The sequence below is a fragment of the Mycobacterium sp. SMC-4 genome (assembly GCF_050205565.1).
GTDB lineage: Bacteria > Actinomycetota > Actinomycetes > Mycobacteriales > Mycobacteriaceae > Mycobacterium.
Genome location: NZ_JBNMQU010000010.1, coordinates 248680 through 265406 on the forward strand (window position 1 = coordinate 248680; position 16727 = coordinate 265406).

Sequence of the window (16727 nt, forward strand, 5' to 3'; positions counted from 1 at the left end):
GCTTCGACCGCCACGCTGTGAGCGTTTAGCGCATCAGCCGTCGGGGCATCCGCCGAATCAACGAGGTCGTCAACCCTGCGGCCCGTGAGCGAAGGAGCCGACATGGACAACACAGTCTGGATCATCGTGGCGGTCGTCGTCGCGCTCATCGTGTTGGGTCTGGTGGTGTTCATGGCGGGCAAGGCCCGCCACCGGCGCCGCGCCGAGGAGGCGGATCGCATTCGCCACGAGGTCGCCGAGGACAGCCGGCGCGTCGACCGGCAGGCGGCGCTCGCACAGGAAGCCGAGGCGCGGGCCCGTGCGGCGCAGGCTGAGGCTGACGCCAAGGCCGCCGAGGCAGCCCGGCTGGCCGACACCGCGGCCAGTCGCCGTGAAACTGCCGACAGCGCACGCGAACACGTCAACTCGCGCCTGACCGAAGCCGACAAGCTCGACCCTCGCGTCGGCAACAACAAGACCGACGACGCGGTACCGGCCGATCACAAGCACGTCGGCCCCGCGGAGCAGAACACCGGCAGGCACGCCCAGGGCGCCGAGGGCATGCGTCCTGACACGACCAGACGCTGACCTGCCGGCTTCAGCGCGGCGGCGTCCACGCCACGGGTAGACGCTTGATCCCGTGGATGAACGCCGAATGCAGACGGTCGGGCTCGGCCGCCGCGCTCAGGTCGGGCACTCGGCGGTGCAGCTCCTCGAAGGCCACCGTGATCTCGCGACGCGCCAGGTTCGCCCCCAGACAGAAGTGCGCACCGCCCCCGCCGAACCCCAAGTGCGGGTTCGGATTCCGTCGCACATCGAACCGCCACGGATCGGCGAACCTCGTCTCGTCGCGGTTGGCTGAGCCATACCAGAGCGTCACCTTGTCACCGGCGGCGATGCGCACACCGCTCAGCTCGACGTCAGCGGTGGCGGTACGGCGCATGTAGGCGACCGGCGAGGCCCACCGCACGATCTCTTCGACCGCGGTCGGCGCCACCGTCGCGTAGTCGTCCCACCAGATGTCGCGCTGCTCCGGGTACCGGCTCAACGCCAGCACGCCGTGGCTGATCGCGTTGCGGGTGGTCTCGTTGCCGGCGACGACGAGCAGGATGAAGAACGACGCGACCTCGGCGGAGGTGAGCCGCTCACCGTCGAGTTCGGCGTCGACCAGGCTGGTGGTCAGGTCGTCGGTGGGGTGATCGCGCCGGGCGTCGGCGAGTTCGGAGGCGTAGGCGCCGATCGCCATGGCCACCGAGACGAACTCGTCGAAATCGGTGGCGATGTCCGGGTCGCCGAACCCCAGAATCACGTTGGTCCAGTGGAAGATCCGCTGATGGTCGCTCTCGGGGATGCCCATCATGTCGCAGATGATCTGCAGGGGCAGCGGACCGGCCAGCGCGGTGACGATGTCGGCGTGGCCGTCGGGGTGTTCGGCGATCATGTCCTCGACCAGTCGACCGGCCCGGGCACGCACGGAATCCTCGATCAGCGCCAGCACCCGCGGCGTGAACGCGCTGCGCACGATGTTGCGCAGCCGTGTGTGGCGGGGATCGTCCATGGCGATCATGGACCCGAAATACTCTGCGAGCTCAGGGGTCTGGTCACCGATCGTGATGCCGAGAGCCGAGCTGAAGAGTTCGGGATGACGGCTCGCGTAGTGGATGTCGTCGTAGCGGGTCAGCGCCCAGTGCCCGGCCACCACGGAGTCCGGATCCCCGACGAACGACTCGTGGAACGAGACCGGCGCGTGGGCGCGCAGCGTCGTGAAGGCGCCGTCCCGCACGTCGTCGTCGAGGCCCCAGAAGTCCCACGACCCGAGGTCGACGTCATCGAGCGGGATCTCCGGCGGTGCGGCGCCGTTGGTTCGCGGGGCAATTCTGGTGCTCAGGCCCATGCGAACCCAGAGTAGCTTCAGGGCCGGGACTCGTGACCTTTTCTGCCCTCGGTGCGACGGTCCTCTTTCATTCGCGCCTCGTGCAGGTGGCGGGCGCCGCCGACGAGTTCTTCGCGCACGCGGCGCTCGTGGTCTCGGAACACCTCCCAGTAGGTCGTGTCGAACTCTTCGACGATCTGGAAGGTCCAGCGGCCCTCGAGCACGTTGCGGCCGACCAGGTCGGTCTCCAACCGTTGGGCCGCCGCATCGTTTCCGATGTCGCGCAACGCGTCGGCGGCTTCCCCGGCCAGAAGGTCGGCCCGGCCCATCAGTTGGTGGAAGGCGTAGAGGTGTCCGCGGGCGCGCTCGAGATATTCCAGTCCCTCGGTGAGTTTCCCGACCGCATCGACGACGTCGTCGCTTGGCTCAGACACGCCACGCTGGTACCCGCTGCCGACGCACGGCAATCTCAGCGATCGAAGTCCGCGTCGTCAACGGGGACGTCGATGGACTGCTCGATGAGGTCCGCTTCGCTGGCCTGCCAGTCGCGGCCGCTCGCCACCCGCTCCGCCTCCGACCAGACCGTCTCGTCCTCGCTGTCGCCGACCGGGATGTTCTGCTCGACGACGTCGGCCTCGGTGGCGTCGTCGAACGAGCTGGGGTCTGGTGTGGTCATCGCTCCCTCTCTCGAGTGACGTGCGCGGTACGCGATCCACGATAGGCGCGGACCACGCGCATTGCCGGTCCGGCCAGGTGGCAAACCCCGCCGTGGCCTCTCCGGTAGGGTGCGTAAACTGCTCGACGACAATGCGATCTCCAACACTGCGGGACCGCGGATCACCAGCATCGATTCCAAAGGCTTGCGACTTGCCAGACACCAGTGACGGGGCACGCGACCTCACCCCACATTTCGAAGACGTCCAGTCGCACTACGACTTGTCCGACGACTTCTACCGGCTCTTCCTCGATCCCACGCAGACCTACAGCTGCGCGTACTTCGAGCGCGACGACATGACCCTCGAAGAAGCGCAGATCGCCAAGATCGACCTGTCACTGGGCAAACTAGGCCTGCAGCCCGGGATGACGTTGCTCGACGTGGGCTGCGGCTGGGGCGGCACGCTGCTGCGCGCCATCGACAAGTACGACGTCAACGTGGTGGGGCTGACGCTCAGCCGCAACCAGCAGGCCCACGTGCAGCGTCGCCTCGACGAGCACCCCAGCGGCCGCAACAAGCGGGTCCTGCTGCAGGGCTGGGAGCAGTTCCACGAGCCGGTGGACCGCATCGTGTCGATCGGGGCGTTCGAGCACTTCGGCCGGGACCGCTACGACGACTTCTTCTCGATGGCCTACCAGGCGCTGCCCGACGACGGCGTGATGATGCTGCACACCATCGTCAAACCGGACGACGACGAGTTCAAGGCGCGGAACCTGCCGGTCACCATGACCAAGATCCGCTTCTTCAAATTCATCATGGACGAGATCTTCCCGGGCGGAGATCTGCCGCAGCCGGTCAAGGTGAAGAGCCACGCCACCAAGGCCGGTTTCACCGTGGACCGGGTGCAACCGCTGCGTCTGCACTACGCACGCACCCTCGACCTGTGGTCGGCGGCGTTGGAGGCCAACAAGGACGAGGCCATCCGCATCCAGTCCGAAGAGGTCTACGACCGCTACATGAAGTACCTGACCGGCTGCGCCGATCTGTTCCGCGAGGGCTACACCGACGTCTGCCAGTTCACCCTGACCAAGGGCTAGTCGCCGCGCCGGTAGGACCGCGCCGGTTCTCCCGGCTCGGCGCCGGCCGCGTCGCGGCGCCGGGCCGCCATCCCGGCGAGCGCCTCGAACACCACCCGGTGTGCGGCGTTGACGGTCAGCTCGGCGTGGTCGTAGGCCGGTGCGACCTCGACCACGTCGACCCCGACGACGTCGTGGTCGTAGCACAGCTGGCGCACCATCCGCAGCAGGTCGGCGCTCGTGATGCCGCCCGGCTCCGGCGTGCCGGTCCCGGGCGCGTGCGCGGGATCGAGCACGTCGATGTCGACGGACACGTACAGCTTGTCGGCCTTGGCGAGTGCCTCGGCGACGGCGTCGGCCATCACCGCCTTGAACCCGCGCTCCCAGATCTCCTGCATGGTGTGCCAGGTCATCCGCTGTTGGAGCATCCATTCGAAGGTGTCCTGCGGCGGCCAGTAGCCGCGCAGGCCCACCTGCACGAAATGCGATCCGGGCACCGCACCGGACTCGATCAGCCGCCGCATCGGGGTGCCGTGGCTGGCCAGGTTGCCCTCGATGTCGTCGGCGGTGTCGGCGTGGGCGTCGAAGTGCACGATGCCGACATTGCCGTAGCCGTGCACATCGGCGACGGCGGTGGCGGCCGGCCAGGTGATCGAATGGTCTCCGCCGAGGATCACCGGCACGATGCCGCGGCCGGCCACCGCGTGGACCCGTTCCCGAATGTTGTTGTGCGACACCTCGGTCTGGCCGTGCGGACAGTAGGCGTCGCCGAAGTCGACGACCTCGAGCCAGTCGAAGATCTCCAGTCCCAGATCCATGTGGTACGTGCCGGGCTCATACGCGGTGGCGCGGATGGCGCGCGGGCCGAACCGGGCGCCGGGCCGGTTGGTGGTGGCGATGTCGAAGGGTGCGCCGACGATCGCCGCGTCCGGCCGCCACTCGTCGAGCTGCTCGACGTCGGTCAGGAACGGGCGGTTCCCGAACGACGCGACGCCGGCGTAGGCGAGTTCGAGTTGCTCGATCATCCCCGGCGGGAGCTCTCTACGAGGTCCGTGATCGCCACCCATGGCATGACGGTACCGTTGGAGCCGAAAAATCCACACGGGAGCGCACGCCCAGTGCGCTGAGAGGACGGCTGAGGGCCGTCGACCGTATGAACCTGACCGGGTAATGCCGGCGTAGGGAGTGACGTGATGGTCTTCCGTTGGCGCGTCATCGACATCGTGGTGGCCAGTGTCCTGGCGGTCGCCTCCGGTCTGGTGTTCGTGATGTGGAACGTCGCGTCGAACCCGATCAGTGCGCCCCTGGGTGCGCTGCTGCCCGGATTGCAGGCTCTGCTCGGCGGCGGCTGGCTGTTCGCCGGGGTCCTGACCGCGATGGTGATCCGCAAACCGGGCGCGGCGCTCTACGGCGAACTGGTCGCCGCGACCGTGTCGGCTCTGGTCGGCAACCAGTGGGGTGTGCTCACCTTGGAGTCCGGGCTGGTCCAGGGGCTGGCCGCCGAGCTGGTCTTCGCGGTGTTCCTGTACCGGAAGTGGAACCTGCCGGTCGCGGTCCTGTCGGGCGCGGTCGCGGGTCTGGCGCTGGCGGTCAACGATCTGGTCCTGTGGTACCCGGGTGCGGCCGCGTCGTTCGCGACGATCTACACGGTGTCGGCCATCGTGTCGGGAGCGGTGCTGGCGGGCGCGTTGTCCTGGTACGTGGTGCGGGCGTTGGCGCGCACCGGCGCGTTGTCGCGCTTCGCGTCCGGCCGGGCCGGGCTGCGCAGCGACGTCGCGAGATGACCCGCGGCGCGACCGTCCGCGCACACGACTGGCGCTGGCGGCACGCCGGTCGACCGACGGCGGCGGTGACCGGGCTGGATCTCGCGATCGAACCGGGGGAGCGGGTGCTGCTCCTGGGTCCCAGCGGATCGGGAAAATCGACCCTGCTGCAGGGCCTGGCCGGGTTGCTGGGCGGCAGCGAGGACGGCGACGAGTCAGGCCGGTTACTGGTCGACGGAGCGGCGCCGCACGAGCGGCGGCACCGTCTCGGCATGGTCCTGCAGAACCCGGATTCCCAGGTGATCCTGTCGCGGGTCGGGGACGACGTGGCCTTCGGCATGGAGAATTTCCGCACCGACCCCGGCTTGATCTGGCCGCGCGTACGGCGCGCGTTGTCCGCGGTCGCGCTGGAGGTGCCGCTGGGGCAGGACACTTCGCGGTTGTCCGGCGGGCAGCAGCAACGGCTGGCGCTGGCCGGGGTGCTCGCGATGGATCCGGGCCTGATTCTGTTGGACGAGCCCACCGCCAACCTGGATCCGGCCGGAGTGGTCGACGTGCGCGATGCCGTCGCTGCGGCGGTCGCGCAGACCGGAGCCACCCTCGTCGTCGCCGAACACCGCACCGAGGTCTGGCTGCCGGTGGTGGACCGGGTGGTGGTGCTGGACGCCGGTGGACACGTGGTCGCCGACGGCGCGCCGGCGCCTGTCCTCGCCGGGCAGCGCGACGCGCTGACCCGCGCCGGTGTCTGGCTGCCGGGGGCGCCGCTGCCGCAGCTGACGCGCTCCCGCGTCCCCGGTGACCCGCTGCTGGACGCCGCTGCACTCGTGGCCGCGCATCCGCAGGGCCCGCCCGCCGAGGCGCTGGACTTCCAGGTCCGGCGGGGCACGGTCACCGTCGTCACCGGACCCAACGGGACCGGCAAGTCGGCGCTGGCGCTGACGCTGGGCGGGTTGCTGCCGCCGCGCGGCGGAACGCTGCGCGCGCGCCCGGATTTCGCGCCGTCCCCCCGGCGTTGCCAACCGGTCAGATGGAAGTCCCGGGAACTGCTCACCCGCATCGGCAGCGTGTTCCAGAACCCCGAGCACCAGTTCCTGACCGGCAGTGTGCGCGACGAGCTGACGCTGGGTCCCCGGGCGCTCGGCCACGACCGGGCCGTGATCTCGCGGATCTGTGACGAACTGCTGGACAGGTTGGGTCTGTCAGCGCTCGCCGACGCCAACCCGTACACGCTGTCCGGGGGCGAGCAGCGCCGGTTGTCGGTGGCGACGGTGCTGGCCACCGCGCCCGCCCTGGTCGTCCTCGACGAACCGACCTTCGGCCAGGACCGCACCACGTGGGAGGAACTGGTCCGCCTGCTCGCCGAGATCTCCGACGGGGGCACCGCGGTCGTCGCCATCACCCACGACTCGGACTTCGCCGATCTGTTGGCCGACCACCGAATCGCGTTGCACCCCATGACCACCACGTCACGGGTCGACCGGTGAGTCGCATCAACCCGGTCGCCCGGCTCGCGGCCGCGCTCGTGATCGCCGTCGGCCTGGTGCTCAGCCTGGACTGGGTGTCGGCGAGCACGGCGTTGGCCCTCGAGCTGCTCCTGGTGTCGGCGCTGCGGGTGCCGTGGCGCCAGTTCCTGTTCCGGGTGGGCCTGCTGACGTTGGCCGCCGGGCTGACTGCGTTGACGATCCTGCTGTACGGCCAGCCCAGCGGGGCCGTGCACTGGCAGTTCCTGCTGATCACCGTCAGCGACGGTTCGATCGAGCTGGCGGTGGCCACGTTCCTGCGGGTGCTGGCCATCGCGCTGCCGTCGGTGGTGCTGTTCATCGACACCGACCCGACCGAGCTGGCCGATGGTCTGGGCCAGGTGTTGCGCCTGCCGGCGCGCTTCGTGCTGGGGGCGCTGGCGGGGCTGCGCCTGGTCGGGCTGCTGCGTCAGGACTGGCGCTACCTCCGCTACGCGCGCCGGGCACGCGGGGTTGCCGACGCGGCCCGGCTGCGCCGCGCCGCGGGTCAGGCGTTCGCACTGCTGGTCTTCGCCGTGCGGCGCGGATCGACGCTGGCCACGGCCATGGAGGCGCGCGGATTCGGCGCCTACCCCACACGCACGTGGGCGCGACCGTCCCGGTTCGGCGCTGCCGAATTCGCCATGGTCGCCGCGGGTGTCGTGATCGCGGCCACGGCGATCGCCGTGTCCGTGGGCACCGGACACTGGAGCTTCATTGGCTCTTGACGACATCGCGCGCGGGTTGGTCGACACCGGCGCACGCACCGTGCTGATCGACGGTCGCTCGGGCTCCGGGAAATCGACGCTGGCGGCGTTGCTCTCGGGCGTCTGGCCCGACAGCACGGTGATCAGCCTCGACGACATCTATCCGGGGTGGGACGGACTGGCGTGGGCCGTCGACCACCTGCGGACCGAACTGCTCACTCCCCGCGCGCGCGGTGCGACCGGCCGGTGGCGGCGCTGGGACTGGGAGGCCGGCGCCCCCGCCGAGTGGCACTCCGTCGGCGCGGGACAGCGCGTGATCGTCGAAGGCGCCGGCTCGCTGACCGAAGCCAACCGCGCATTGGCCGACCTCGGCATCTGGATCGACGCCGACGACGCCGAGCGCAAACGCCGCGCACTGCTGCGCGACGGTGCCACCTACCGACCGCACTGGGAGCGTTGGGCCCGGCAGGAAGACGCCTTCATCGCCGCCCACCACCCGCGGTCCTGCGCCGACCGGATCGTCAGGAACTCCCCCGAGGGGTGGCGCTGGTCGCCGTGAAGGCAGACTCGGTGCATGCAGCGTGTGACGATCGACGACGTCCGGGCAGCAGCCGAACGCATCCGAGCCCACGTGGTCCGCACCCCCCTGCTTCCCGCGCTGTGGGGCGACCCGGACCGGCCGCTGTGGATCAAACCGGAAAACCTGCAGGCGATCGGGGCGTTCAAGGTGCGCGGCGCATTCAACGCAATCGCAGCACTGCGCGACACCGACCCTCACGTCTCGGCCGTCGTGGCGTACTCCAGCGGCAACCATGCGCAGGCGGTGGCCTACGCGGCGGCGACGTTCGGCCTGCAGGCCCACATCGTCATGCCCGAAGAGACACCGTCGGTCAAGGTGGAGGCCACCCGAAGCCACGGGGCGCGGGTGGTGCTGTGCGGCGCCGGCCAACGGGAGCAGGTGGCCGCCGAGGTCGCGCAGGACACCGGCGCGGTGATGATTCCGCCGTTCGACCATCCCGACGTCATCGCCGGGCAGGGCACCGTGGGCCTGGAGATCGCCGAGGACCTGCCCGACGTGCGCAACGTGCTGGTCCCGGTCAGCGGCGGAGGTCTGTGCTCGGGTGTCGGGGTCGCGATCCGCGCGCTGTGCCCGCACGCCCGGGTGTTCGGCGTCGAGCCGGAGTTGGCCGCCGACACCACCGAGTCGTTGCGCCGCGGACAGCGCGTCGACTGGTCGATCGAGGACCGCAACCGCACGATCGCCGACGGTCTGCGCTCGCAGCCGTCGGAGCTGACGTTCGCCCATCTACAGACCGTGGTCGACGACATGGTCACGGTCACCGAGGACGAGATCCGCGCCGCGGTCGCCGAGTTCGCCCTTCGCGGTCGCCTGGTCAGTGAGGCCAGCGGCGCGGTCGCGCTGGCCGCCTACCGGCGCGGCGCCGGTCGGCAGGGAACGACGGTGGTGGTTCTGTCCGGCGGGAACATCGATCCGGCGGCGCTGCGGGACATCCTCGCCGTCGCACCGCGCTGACATGCGGACCGTTCTGCGGCTGGCGGTCATCGGCGCTGTGGTGGCGTCCGTGCTGCTGGTGGAACTGACCAGCCGCGGCGTCGGTTGGCGGCTGAGCACCTTCACCTATCAGGCCAACATCCTGGCCGCCGCGTACTACCTGTGGACGTTGGTGTCGGCCCGCGCCGACGACCGCGCCGGTCTGCGCGGCGCGGTGGTGCTGTACGTGTTGATGGCCGGGCTGATCTGGAACCTGTTCCTCACCGACCAGAGCATGGGATACACGCCGGCCAACACCCTGCTGCACGTCGTGGTGCCCGTCCTGGCGCTGGCCGACTGGCTGTGGGTGGGCGACGCCGGGGGCGGGGTGCGGTGGTGGCATCCGGTCGCGTGGCTGGCTTATCCGGCGGCGTATGCGGTCTTCGCACTTCTGGTGCTCAATCACGTCGGCCGACGCGCACCGTACTTCTTCCTCGATCCCGGCATTCTCGGTGCGGCTTCCGTGGCGTTGAACGTCGCGGGTCTGTCGGTGCTGGTGCTCGCGCTCGGTTATGGGTTGATGGCTCTCCTGGCACTGAAACGGCAGGCGGAGCAGTTCCGATAGTTAATCATCGAGGATTCGGGTACCTAGGAGCTGTGGTGAGACGACGCCTTCAGCAAACCGCGCTCATTTGCGCGGCCCTGCTGGCCACCGCCGCGTTGGCGATGCCGCCGGCCGCGCCGGTAGCCGATGCCGCGGTGTCGACCCCCCGCATCGTGCAGGTTTCACCCGCACCCGGCCAGACCGTCGGTGTCGCGCATCCGGTCACCGTCACGTTCCCGACCACACCGCCGGACCGTCTGGTCGCCGAGCACTCGATCGAAGTCCGTCCCGCAGGCAGCTCGGCTCCGGCACCGGGGACGGTCACCTGGCTCGACGACCACACCGCGCAATGGACACCCACCGGTTTCTTTCCCGCGCACTCGCGGATCGACGTGAACGTCGGCGGCTTCGCCACCAGTTTCCAGACCGGCTCGGCGGTGGTCAGCGTGGCCGACGTGAGCGCGTACACGTTCACTGTCAGCATCGACGGCGTGGTCGCCCGCGAGATGCCGGCCTCGATGGGTAAGCCGAAATTCCCGACGCCGATCGGCCGGTTCACCGCGCTGTCGAAGGAGCGCAACGTCACGTTCGACTCCCGCACCATCGGCATCCCGCTCGATGATCCGGAGGGCTACCTGATCAAGGGCGAGTACGGCGTCCGGGTCACCTGGGGCGGCGTCTACGTGCACTCGGCTCCGTGGTCGGTGGGTTCGCAGGGCTACGCCAACGTCAGCCACGGCTGTATCAACCTCGGTCCGGACAACGCGGCCTGGTACTTCGACACCGTCGGGATCGGCGACCCGATCATCGTCCAGGCGTAGCAGACGGATTCAGCAGTCGGCCTGGATCCTGAACTGCGCGCTGACAGCCTCGCCGGGCCGGTCGCTGAAGTTGCCGTCCGCGGTCCCGGTGATGGTGTAGCGGCCGTTTTCACCGGACGCCTCGGCCTCGCCGACGTTGTCGAACCAGAACGAGCCGGTGAATCCGCCGAAGTCACGGAACTGGACGGATTTCGCGCTGACCGGTCCACCGGACTCCAGCACCGCGCTGAATCCCTCGCCGTCGCCGGGGGTCTCGATGTGCCAGGCCCATCCGGTCTGCTGGCATCGCACCGGGTGGGCACCGTTGACCGCTTCGCCGTCGATGGTGACGGTCGCGGTCGTGCCGCCCAGCGCGGGTTGGGGGCTCGAGCATCCGGCCAGACAAGCGGTGACGCCGGCAGCAACAGCCAGGACGTGTCGGCTCCTCATGAGCCACGACTCTATTCGGTCGGGCGCCGAATCTGCGTCAGATCCGCCAGAGCGACTCCTGCGCCACGCTGGCCACAAGGGTGCCGTGCTCGTCGACGATGGATCCGCGGGCCAGACCGCGCGCATTGTTGTGGCTGATCGCCTCGGCGTCGTAGAGATACCACCGGGACAGGTCGATCGGGCGGTGGAACCACACCGCGTGATCGAGGCTGGCAGCGCCCCCGGGTCCCGGCGCGGGTGCGTGGCCCGGGGGTCGGGCCGTCGCGACCAGGCCCACATCGGAGATGAAGGTCAATGCGCATGCCTGGAACAGCGGGTTGTCCTCGACGGGTTCGCGGCTGCGGAACCACATCGGCTGCACCGGCCAGTCGTCCATCCCGGGCAGCTTGCCGCGCACGTCGAAGTGGTTCGCCCACTGTTCGGGCAGGCCGGTCCTGATGGTGGCGTCGGACAACGGGAGGATCGGTTCGCGGGACCGCTGCCAGTCGGTGGTCTCTTCGTTCCGGTGGAACGACGCCAGCATCTCGAAGATCGGCACACCGTCCTGGCTCGCGGTCACCCGCCGCGTGTTGAAGGACTTGCCGTCGCGGGTGTCTTCGACGACGTACTCGATGTCGACACCGACGCGGCCGCCTCTGATGAAGTACGCGTGCAGCGACTGCGGCAGCCGGGCGGGATCGACGGTCGCGCCGGCCGCGGCGAGAGCCTGCGCGGCGATCAGTCCACCGAAGAGGCGGCCCTCGGTGCCGAAAGATGCTGTGGAGCGGAAGGTTTCGCCGCTGCGATCGAGACGTACGAGGTCGGCGATCCAGCTCGGCATGTCCCACATCGTAGAGAGCCGGTTCGCGGCGCCCGTGGTCACCCCAACGCCGCGGCGGTGGCCTCGTCTGCCGGCAGGAACGCTTCGATGCTCAGTTCGGCGGCGGTGAGGTCCAGCGCGGTCCCGAACGTAGTGACCATGCTCAGGAATTTGAGGCGGCGGCCGTCGGGGGTCTCCAGATCCAGTGGGACCGCGACGCCGCCGAGGTCGGGTCCGTCGTCGAATCCGCCGGGATAGGAACCCAGTTCGTCGGCCAGCTCGGCGAGTTCGGGGGAGTGGCCGCCGGCCGCTTCCCGGCGCAGGCGCGACAGCAGGTGTGTGCGCCACTGCGCGAGGTTGTGGATGCGCGGCGCCAGCCCTTGCGGGTGCAGCGCGATCCGCAGCGCATTGGGCGGCTCGAGCAGAGCCGGGTCGACGCCGTCGAGCAACACGGCCGCGCCCCGGTTGGCCTGCACGATGGTCCAGTGCCGGTCGACGGCGATGCACGGATACGGGTGGTAGGCGTCGAGTACCTGTTGCACTCCGGCGCGCACGGCCGCCATGTCGGGTGCGTCGAGGGGCCGTTCGGCATAGGCCGGGGCCAACCCGGCGGCGGTGAGCAGAGCGTTCTGCGCGCGCGGCGGCACGTCGAGCACGGCGGCCAGGCGGAGGACCATCGCTCGGCTGGGCGTCGAGCGGCCCGTCTCGAGGAAGCTGACGTGCCTGGCCGACACCTGCGCCTCGAGCGCGAGGTCGAGCTGACTCATCCGCCGGCGGGCCCGCCAGTGTCTCAGCAGGTCCCCGAACGGATGTGCACGCGGATCTGGGGCGGCCATAGCGGCCAGTCTGACGGTGCGTGGGCCGTCAGACCACTACCTCGGAGGTAATTGCTTCGCTTACCCGATCGGCGGCATGGTGAGTGCAGTGGCTCCGAGAAGGGAGATGCCATGTCGGACAAGCGGATTACGTCGAGCGCGTCGGTGCCGCGCTGGTTGCGGTTGGTGTTGATCTGCGACCGGGCCGGCTCGGCGTGGTACATCGGCGCTGGGTTCTTCTTCGCGCCGATCCTTCTGTTGGTGTCGCCGTGGCCGGCCTTGACCGCCGCGCTGTGGGTGGTGATCGCACTGGCCGGCCTGTGGCTGGGCCTGCTCGGCATCGCGATGGCGACCGGGTTGGCGATGGTGCTGCGCTCGAATGTCGAGATCCCGGAGGACTACTGGCGCTCGATCATCGACCTGCCGGATGTCAGCCGCTGAGCAACTGTTGACAGAGCGTGTCGGCCAGCCAGCGCTCGAATCGTCTGTCGGACCAGCCGTGCAGTCCGACAAGATGTCGATACAGAGACGGGTCGCTGAACAGGCATGCCAGATCTTTCGCGGCCGAGGGGCTCAGCCCGTCGCGCAGCTGACCGCGTGCCGTCACCGCGTTCACCACTGTCCGGGCGCCGGCACGACGCTGCCCGTGAAGCTTGTCCAGCAACGCGTGCGCTGCGTCGTCGACGGTGGCGGCGGTCTGCAGCGCCGCGAAGAGGCCACCGACACGCGCGTCGATGGAGGCGATCAGGTGTGCCCAGCCCCGCAGCAGATCGACGGCATCGTCGAGTTCCCAAAGTGCCGCCACTTCGGAACGGTCCGCCAGTGGCACCGGGGCGTCGTCTCCGGCGATGGCCCAGTCCAGTGCCGCCGACAGCAGTTCGGCTTTGCCGCCGACCGCGGTGAAGACCGTCTTGCGACTGACCCCGGCGGCCGCTGCGATCGCGTCGATCGAGGTCCCGGAGTATCCGTGTGCGACGAACAGTTCGGTCGCGGCGGCGACGATGCGCCGCTTGGTCTCGCGCGCCTGCGCGGCACGCAACTCCGACCGGTATTCGCGCTTGACACCGTCAGACATTCAGGGTGACCCTTAGTGTATTCATCACACTACACGTTACCCGAAATGAGGCGTGATGCGCACGCTCGTCATCGGCGCCGGGCCGACCGGACTGTTCACCGCGATCGCACTGGCCCGCAGAGGACGGCACGTCACGGTGATCGACCGCGACCATGGACCCGATCCGCACGGCGGCTGGCCGCGAAGGGGAGTCATGCAGTTCGACCACCCACACGCGTTCCGCGGCGGCGTCGTCGCCGCCCTGGAAGAGAAGATCCCCGAAGCGCTACCGGCGATGCGCAGTTTCGGGGCGACCGTCGAAGCCGAAACCGACGGCACACCGGTGACGCTGCGGGTTCGTCGGGCCACTTTCGAACGCGTCCTTCGCGACGTCGCCGTGCGCGAACCCGGGCTGACCCTGCTCGCAGGACGGCACGTCGACGCGGTGGTGCGCGAGTCCGGGCGCGTGGTCGGACTCGATGTCGGCGGCGAACGCCTGACGGCAGAACTTGTCATCGATGCGTCGGGGCGGTCGGCCCGCATCACCCGCGACCTGTTCGGTGCCGTGGAGACACGACCGTGCGGTGCGACATACGTCAGCAGGCAGTATCAGCTCACCGGCGATGCGCAGGACGGTCCGGTGAACTCACCGGTCGGCCTGTCACTGAGCCTTGCCGGCTACTTCGCGGTGGCGTTCCGGCACGAGGATCGCTGCTTCTCGATCACCATCGTGCACGACGGGACCGATCCCAGGATGCGCCGGCTGCGGGAGCCCGAGATCTTCGATACCGCAGTCCGCGCAATACCTTTGCTCGCCGAGTGGATCAGTGCCGGCCGCGCACAGCCGCTCACCCCCGTGCTGCTGGGTGGGCGCATCGGCAACACCTACCGTTCTCAGGTCGGACCCGACGGCCGTCCCGTCGTTGCCGGGCTGGTCGCCGTCGGCGATTCCGTGTGCACCACAACACCTCTGGCCGGCCGCGGAGTCAGCCTGGGTCTGTCGCAGGCCCGGGTCCTGGTGGAGTTGTTGATCGGCCACCATCGGGACGTGGCCACCGCCACGGTGGAATTCGACCGCTGGTGCCACGCCCACATCCGGCCGTGGTTCCTCGACCACGTCCACAGCGACGAGGACCGGCTTCGGCGGTGGGCCGGCGGGGAGATCGATCTGACCCGCCCGCTCCCGTCGGATCTGGTAATCGCCGCCGCCCAGGTCGACCCGTCCCTGCGCGATGCCGTCAGCGCCTACGAGCGCATGTCCGCGTCACCGTCGGTTCTGGCCACGGTCGCCGACCGCGCCCGGTCGGTGTACGCCACCGGCTGGCGGCCTCCGATCGCCGTGGGACCCGACCGCGAGGAGCTGGCTCAATTGTGCCGAACAGCAGGCGAGCGCACGCTCGCCGCGGTCTGACCTAATGCGCCACCGGGCACGACTGCGCTGCGCCGTAGTCGACCTGCCAATGTTTGATGCCGTTGAGCCATCCCGAGCGCAGCCGGTCCGGCGGGCCGAGTGCACGCAGGTCGGGCAGGTGGTCGGCGATCGCGTTGAACATCAACTCGATCGTCATGCGGGCGAGGTTCGCGCCGATGCAGTAGTGCGCCCCGGTGCCGCCGAAGCCGACGTGCGGGTTCGGATCCCGCAGGATGTCGAACGAGTACGGGTCGTCGAAGACCTCCTCGTCGAAATTGGCTGAGCGGTAGGACATCACCACCCGCTGCCCCTTTTTGATCTGCACACCGGACAGCTCGTAGTCCTGCAGCGCGGTGCGTTGGAACGATGTCACCGGCGTGGCCCACCGAACGATCTCGTCGACGGCGGTGGCAGGGCGGTCCCTTCGGAAGCGCTCCCACTGCGCGGGGTGCTCGGTGAACGCGATCATCCCGTGGGTGATCGAGTTGCGGGTGGTCTCGTTGCCCGCCACGGCCAGCAGCACCACGAAGAATCCGAACTCGTCGTCGGAGAGCTTGTGCCCGTCTACGTCGGCTTCGATCAGCTTGGTGACGATGTCCTCGCCTGGTTGCTCGGCGCGCAAAGCAGCCAACTGCATGGCGTACATGATCAGTTCCGCCGCGGCACTGCGGTTGTCGTAGTGCGCGAACTCCGGGTCGTCGTCGCTGACCATTTGGTTGGACCAGTCGAACAGCTTTCTGCGGTCTTCCAACGGGACCCCGAGCAGCCCGGCGATCGCCTGCAGCGGCAATTCACAAGACACCTGCTCGACGAAGTCGCCCGCGCCGTTGGCCGCCGCTGCCCGGGCGATGTCGTGCGCCCGGCGGTCCAGATCGGCCCGCAGTCGCTCGACCGCGCGCGGGGTGAACCCGCGCGAGATGATCTTGCGCAGATGGGTGTGGTGCGGTGCGTCCATGTTGAGCAGGACGAACTTGCCCGTCTCGACCTGCTCGCCGGTGGAGCCCTCGGGATAGCGCGGCAGCGCGGTCTTGGCCAGGCTGGAGAACACGTCGCTGCGCTTGGAGATCTCCTTGACGTCTCGATGCTTGGTGATCAGCCAGAACCCGCCGTCATCGAATCCACCTGCACCCCTGGGTTGCTCGTTCCACCAGATCGGTGCACAGCGGCGTAGTTGGGCGAGTTCTTCGACCGGCAGCCGGTCGCGGTTGAGATCGGGGTCGGTGAAATCGAACCCCGGGGCAAACGTCGGCGTCGCCATACCGCATTGCTACACCACCGGCGGTGGTTGTGTAACGAAATCGGCGCACGCAGGGAATCACAGAGAGACAATGACGGTGACTCGAAGGGGGGCCTCGATGAAGTTGCGGCGCGATGCGATCTCGGTTGGTCTGGCCGGTGCGGCCATGGGGGCGGTCCTGCTGATGGGTGCCCCGTCCGCGGCGGCCCAACCACTCCCACCGACGCCGCCGGCTCCGGTGGTCCCCGCACCGGTTCAGCCGGTGGTCACCAGCTCGGCGCAACCGGTCGTCGAGGGCGTTCCGCATCTGGCGAGTCCGGACAACCTGCCACCCGGGACCACCACGACCCCGGTGTCGCAGTCGCGCCTGGACTACCTGCGCGACCTGTGGCATGCGATGCGCACCCAGGAGGTCAGCGGCAGTGATGCGCTGCTGCTGTTGACGCAGCGGCCGTTGAGTTCAGGGCCGCAGGTGATGCAGCCGATCGCCCCGCCCGCGGCCCTGACCTCAAC

21 protein-coding genes and 1 riboswitch are annotated in these 16727 nt (G+C 69.2%); of the genes, 12 read left to right on the plus strand and 9 right to left on the minus strand.

The features are described from left to right. The first annotated feature begins 102 nt into the window (after positions 1–102). Entirely contained in the window at positions 103–567 is a 465-nt protein-coding gene (locus ACQI46_RS18765; protein WP_427095531.1) for a hypothetical protein, read from the plus strand. Positions 568–577: 10 nt separating this feature from the next. Here the strand turns inward: ACQI46_RS18765 and ACQI46_RS18770 are convergent, their stop codons facing one another. The 3 genes from ACQI46_RS18770 to ACQI46_RS18780 are packed head-to-tail and all read right to left on the minus strand — an operon-like array spanning position 578 to position 2528. Beyond that, positions 578–1873, minus strand: coding sequence for a cytochrome P450 (locus ACQI46_RS18770; RefSeq protein ID WP_427095532.1), 1296 nt, complete (start codon positions 1871–1873; stop codon positions 578–580). Positions 1874–1890: 17 nt separating this feature from the next. Beyond that, positions 1891–2286: a hypothetical protein gene (locus tag ACQI46_RS18775; RefSeq protein WP_427095533.1), complete on the minus strand. Its 396-nt coding sequence runs from the start codon at positions 2284–2286 to the stop codon at positions 1891–1893. 35 nt (positions 2287–2321) lie between these two features. Next, positions 2322–2528, minus strand: a complete 207-nt coding sequence (locus tag ACQI46_RS18780) for a hypothetical protein (protein ID WP_427095534.1) — start codon at positions 2526–2528, stop codon at positions 2322–2324. Positions 2529–2719: 191 nt separating this feature from the next. On the opposite strand from ACQI46_RS18780, the gene ACQI46_RS18785 reads away from it, so the two are divergent. Then, positions 2720–3604, plus strand: coding sequence for a cyclopropane mycolic acid synthase family methyltransferase (locus ACQI46_RS18785; RefSeq protein WP_427095535.1), 885 nt, complete (start codon positions 2720–2722; stop codon positions 3602–3604). On the opposite strand, the gene speB is transcribed toward ACQI46_RS18785, so the two are convergent. Next, positions 3601–4650: an agmatinase gene (gene speB / locus ACQI46_RS18790; RefSeq protein WP_427095536.1), complete on the minus strand. Its 1050-nt coding sequence runs from the start codon at positions 4648–4650 to the stop codon at positions 3601–3603. The two genes, ACQI46_RS18785 and speB, sit on opposite strands and share 4 nt — an antisense overlap. Before the next feature lie 24 nt (positions 4651–4674). Next, positions 4675–4785: riboswitch (TPP riboswitch) on the plus strand. On the opposite strand from speB, the gene ACQI46_RS18795 reads away from it, so the two are divergent. The 7 genes from ACQI46_RS18795 to ACQI46_RS18825 all read left to right on the plus strand — a co-directional run bounded on the left by ACQI46_RS18795 (position 4777) and on the right by ACQI46_RS18825 (position 10469). Continuing rightward, entirely contained in the window at positions 4777–5367 is a 591-nt protein-coding gene (locus ACQI46_RS18795; RefSeq protein WP_427095566.1) for an ECF transporter S component, read from the plus strand. Its footprint overlaps the riboswitch before it by 9 nt. Further along, positions 5364–6830 (plus strand): ABC transporter ATP-binding protein, encoded by a 1467-nt coding sequence (locus tag ACQI46_RS18800; protein WP_427095537.1) that lies wholly within the window; start codon positions 5364–5366, stop codon positions 6828–6830. Before ACQI46_RS18795 ends, ACQI46_RS18800 begins: the two co-directional genes overlap by 4 nt. Beyond that, on the plus strand, positions 6827–7573 hold the full coding sequence (locus tag ACQI46_RS18805; protein ID WP_427095538.1) for an energy-coupling factor transporter transmembrane component T family protein: 747 nt from the start codon (positions 6827–6829) through the stop codon (positions 7571–7573). Before ACQI46_RS18800 ends, ACQI46_RS18805 begins: the two co-directional genes overlap by 4 nt. Further along, the gene (locus ACQI46_RS18810) at positions 7563–8111 is read left to right on the plus strand and encodes a hypothetical protein (RefSeq protein ID WP_427095539.1); all 549 of its coding nucleotides are present in this window, start codon (positions 7563–7565) and stop codon (positions 8109–8111) included. Before ACQI46_RS18805 ends, ACQI46_RS18810 begins: the two co-directional genes overlap by 11 nt. Before the next feature lie 15 nt (positions 8112–8126). After that, positions 8127–9086 (plus strand): threonine ammonia-lyase, encoded by a 960-nt coding sequence (locus ACQI46_RS18815; RefSeq protein ID WP_427095540.1) that lies wholly within the window; start codon positions 8127–8129, stop codon positions 9084–9086. Between the two features lies 1 nt (position 9087). Continuing rightward, positions 9088–9669 (plus strand): Pr6Pr family membrane protein, encoded by a 582-nt coding sequence (locus tag ACQI46_RS18820; RefSeq protein WP_427095541.1) that lies wholly within the window; start codon positions 9088–9090, stop codon positions 9667–9669. Between the two features lie 101 nt (positions 9670–9770). Beyond that, positions 9771–10469, plus strand: coding sequence for a L,D-transpeptidase (locus ACQI46_RS18825; protein WP_427095567.1), 699 nt, complete (start codon positions 9771–9773; stop codon positions 10467–10469). Between the two features lie 9 nt (positions 10470–10478). Here ACQI46_RS18825 and ACQI46_RS18830 read toward each other — a convergent pair whose 3' ends face one another. The 3 genes from ACQI46_RS18830 to ACQI46_RS18840 are packed head-to-tail and all read right to left on the minus strand — an operon-like array spanning position 10479 to position 12533. Next, complete coding sequence (locus ACQI46_RS18830) at positions 10479–10898, minus strand: lipoprotein LpqH (protein WP_427095542.1); 420 nt, start codon at positions 10896–10898, stop codon at positions 10479–10481. 37 nt (positions 10899–10935) lie between these two features. Further along, positions 10936–11718 (minus strand): acyl-CoA thioesterase, encoded by a 783-nt coding sequence (locus tag ACQI46_RS18835; protein ID WP_427095543.1) that lies wholly within the window; start codon positions 11716–11718, stop codon positions 10936–10938. Positions 11719–11756: 38 nt separating this feature from the next. Then, entirely contained in the window at positions 11757–12533 is a 777-nt protein-coding gene (locus tag ACQI46_RS18840; protein ID WP_427095544.1) for a helix-turn-helix domain-containing protein, read from the minus strand. A gap of 111 nt (positions 12534–12644) precedes the next feature. Between ACQI46_RS18840 and ACQI46_RS18845 the strand changes: the two genes are divergently transcribed. Continuing rightward, positions 12645–12953 carry a hypothetical protein gene (locus ACQI46_RS18845; RefSeq protein WP_427095545.1) on the plus strand — a complete coding sequence of 103 codons (309 nt, stop codon included), beginning with the start codon at positions 12645–12647 and terminating at the stop codon, positions 12951–12953. On the opposite strand, the gene ACQI46_RS18850 is transcribed toward ACQI46_RS18845, so the two are convergent. Beyond that, entirely contained in the window at positions 12943–13587 is a 645-nt protein-coding gene (locus ACQI46_RS18850; protein ID WP_427095546.1) for a TetR/AcrR family transcriptional regulator, read from the minus strand. The two genes, ACQI46_RS18845 and ACQI46_RS18850, sit on opposite strands and share 11 nt — an antisense overlap. A 55-nt stretch (positions 13588–13642) precedes the next feature. On the opposite strand from ACQI46_RS18850, the gene ACQI46_RS18855 reads away from it, so the two are divergent. Then, positions 13643–14977, plus strand: a complete 1335-nt coding sequence (locus tag ACQI46_RS18855) for an FAD-dependent oxidoreductase (RefSeq protein WP_427095547.1) — start codon at positions 13643–13645, stop codon at positions 14975–14977. Between the two features lies 1 nt (position 14978). Here the strand turns inward: ACQI46_RS18855 and ACQI46_RS18860 are convergent, their stop codons facing one another. Next, a complete protein-coding gene (locus ACQI46_RS18860; RefSeq protein WP_427095548.1) occupies positions 14979–16235 on the minus strand; it encodes a cytochrome P450 in 1257 nt (418 codons plus the stop codon). A 97-nt stretch (positions 16236–16332) separates the two neighbouring features. Between ACQI46_RS18860 and ACQI46_RS18865 the strand changes: the two genes are divergently transcribed. Beyond that, positions 16333–16727 (plus strand): hypothetical protein (locus ACQI46_RS18865; RefSeq protein WP_427095549.1); only part of this gene is annotated, 395 nt, incomplete at its 3' end.

What these genes read in the sequence shown, in the direction of transcription:
- ACQI46_RS18840 (WP_427095544.1), bottom strand. Translation starts at nt 12,533, where the DNA reads ATGGCCGCCCCAGATCCGCGTGCACATCCGTTCGGGGACCTGCTGAGA.
- ACQI46_RS18835 (WP_427095543.1), bottom strand. Translation starts at nt 11,718, where the DNA reads ATGCCGAGCTGGATCGCCGACCTCGTACGTCTCGATCGCAGCGGCGAA.
- ACQI46_RS18825 (WP_427095567.1), top strand. Translation starts at nt 9,771, where the DNA reads ATGCCGCCGGCCGCGCCGGTAGCCGATGCCGCGGTGTCGACCCCCCGC.
- ACQI46_RS18820 (WP_427095541.1), top strand. Translation starts at nt 9,088, where the DNA reads ATGCGGACCGTTCTGCGGCTGGCGGTCATCGGCGCTGTGGTGGCGTCC.
- ACQI46_RS18780 (WP_427095534.1), bottom strand. Translation starts at nt 2,528, where the DNA reads ATGACCACACCAGACCCCAGCTCGTTCGACGACGCCACCGAGGCCGAC.
- ACQI46_RS18795 (WP_427095566.1), top strand. Translation starts at nt 4,777, where the DNA reads ATGGTCTTCCGTTGGCGCGTCATCGACATCGTGGTGGCCAGTGTCCTG.
- ACQI46_RS18830 (WP_427095542.1), bottom strand. Translation starts at nt 10,898, where the DNA reads ATGAGGAGCCGACACGTCCTGGCTGTTGCTGCCGGCGTCACCGCTTGT.
- ACQI46_RS18855 (WP_427095547.1), top strand. Translation starts at nt 13,643, where the DNA reads ATGCGCACGCTCGTCATCGGCGCCGGGCCGACCGGACTGTTCACCGCG.
- ACQI46_RS18860 (WP_427095548.1), bottom strand. Translation starts at nt 16,235, where the DNA reads ATGGCGACGCCGACGTTTGCCCCGGGGTTCGATTTCACCGACCCCGAT.
- ACQI46_RS18765 (WP_427095531.1), top strand. Translation starts at nt 103, where the DNA reads ATGGACAACACAGTCTGGATCATCGTGGCGGTCGTCGTCGCGCTCATC.
- ACQI46_RS18770 (WP_427095532.1), bottom strand. Translation starts at nt 1,873, where the DNA reads ATGGGCCTGAGCACCAGAATTGCCCCGCGAACCAACGGCGCCGCACCG.
- ACQI46_RS18845 (WP_427095545.1), top strand. Translation starts at nt 12,645, where the DNA reads ATGTCGGACAAGCGGATTACGTCGAGCGCGTCGGTGCCGCGCTGGTTG.
- speB (WP_427095536.1), bottom strand. Translation starts at nt 4,650, where the DNA reads ATGGGTGGCGATCACGGACCTCGTAGAGAGCTCCCGCCGGGGATGATC.
- ACQI46_RS18815 (WP_427095540.1), top strand. Translation starts at nt 8,127, where the DNA reads ATGCAGCGTGTGACGATCGACGACGTCCGGGCAGCAGCCGAACGCATC.
- ACQI46_RS18800 (WP_427095537.1), top strand. Translation starts at nt 5,364, where the DNA reads ATGACCCGCGGCGCGACCGTCCGCGCACACGACTGGCGCTGGCGGCAC.
- ACQI46_RS18850 (WP_427095546.1), bottom strand. Translation starts at nt 13,587, where the DNA reads ATGTCTGACGGTGTCAAGCGCGAATACCGGTCGGAGTTGCGTGCCGCG.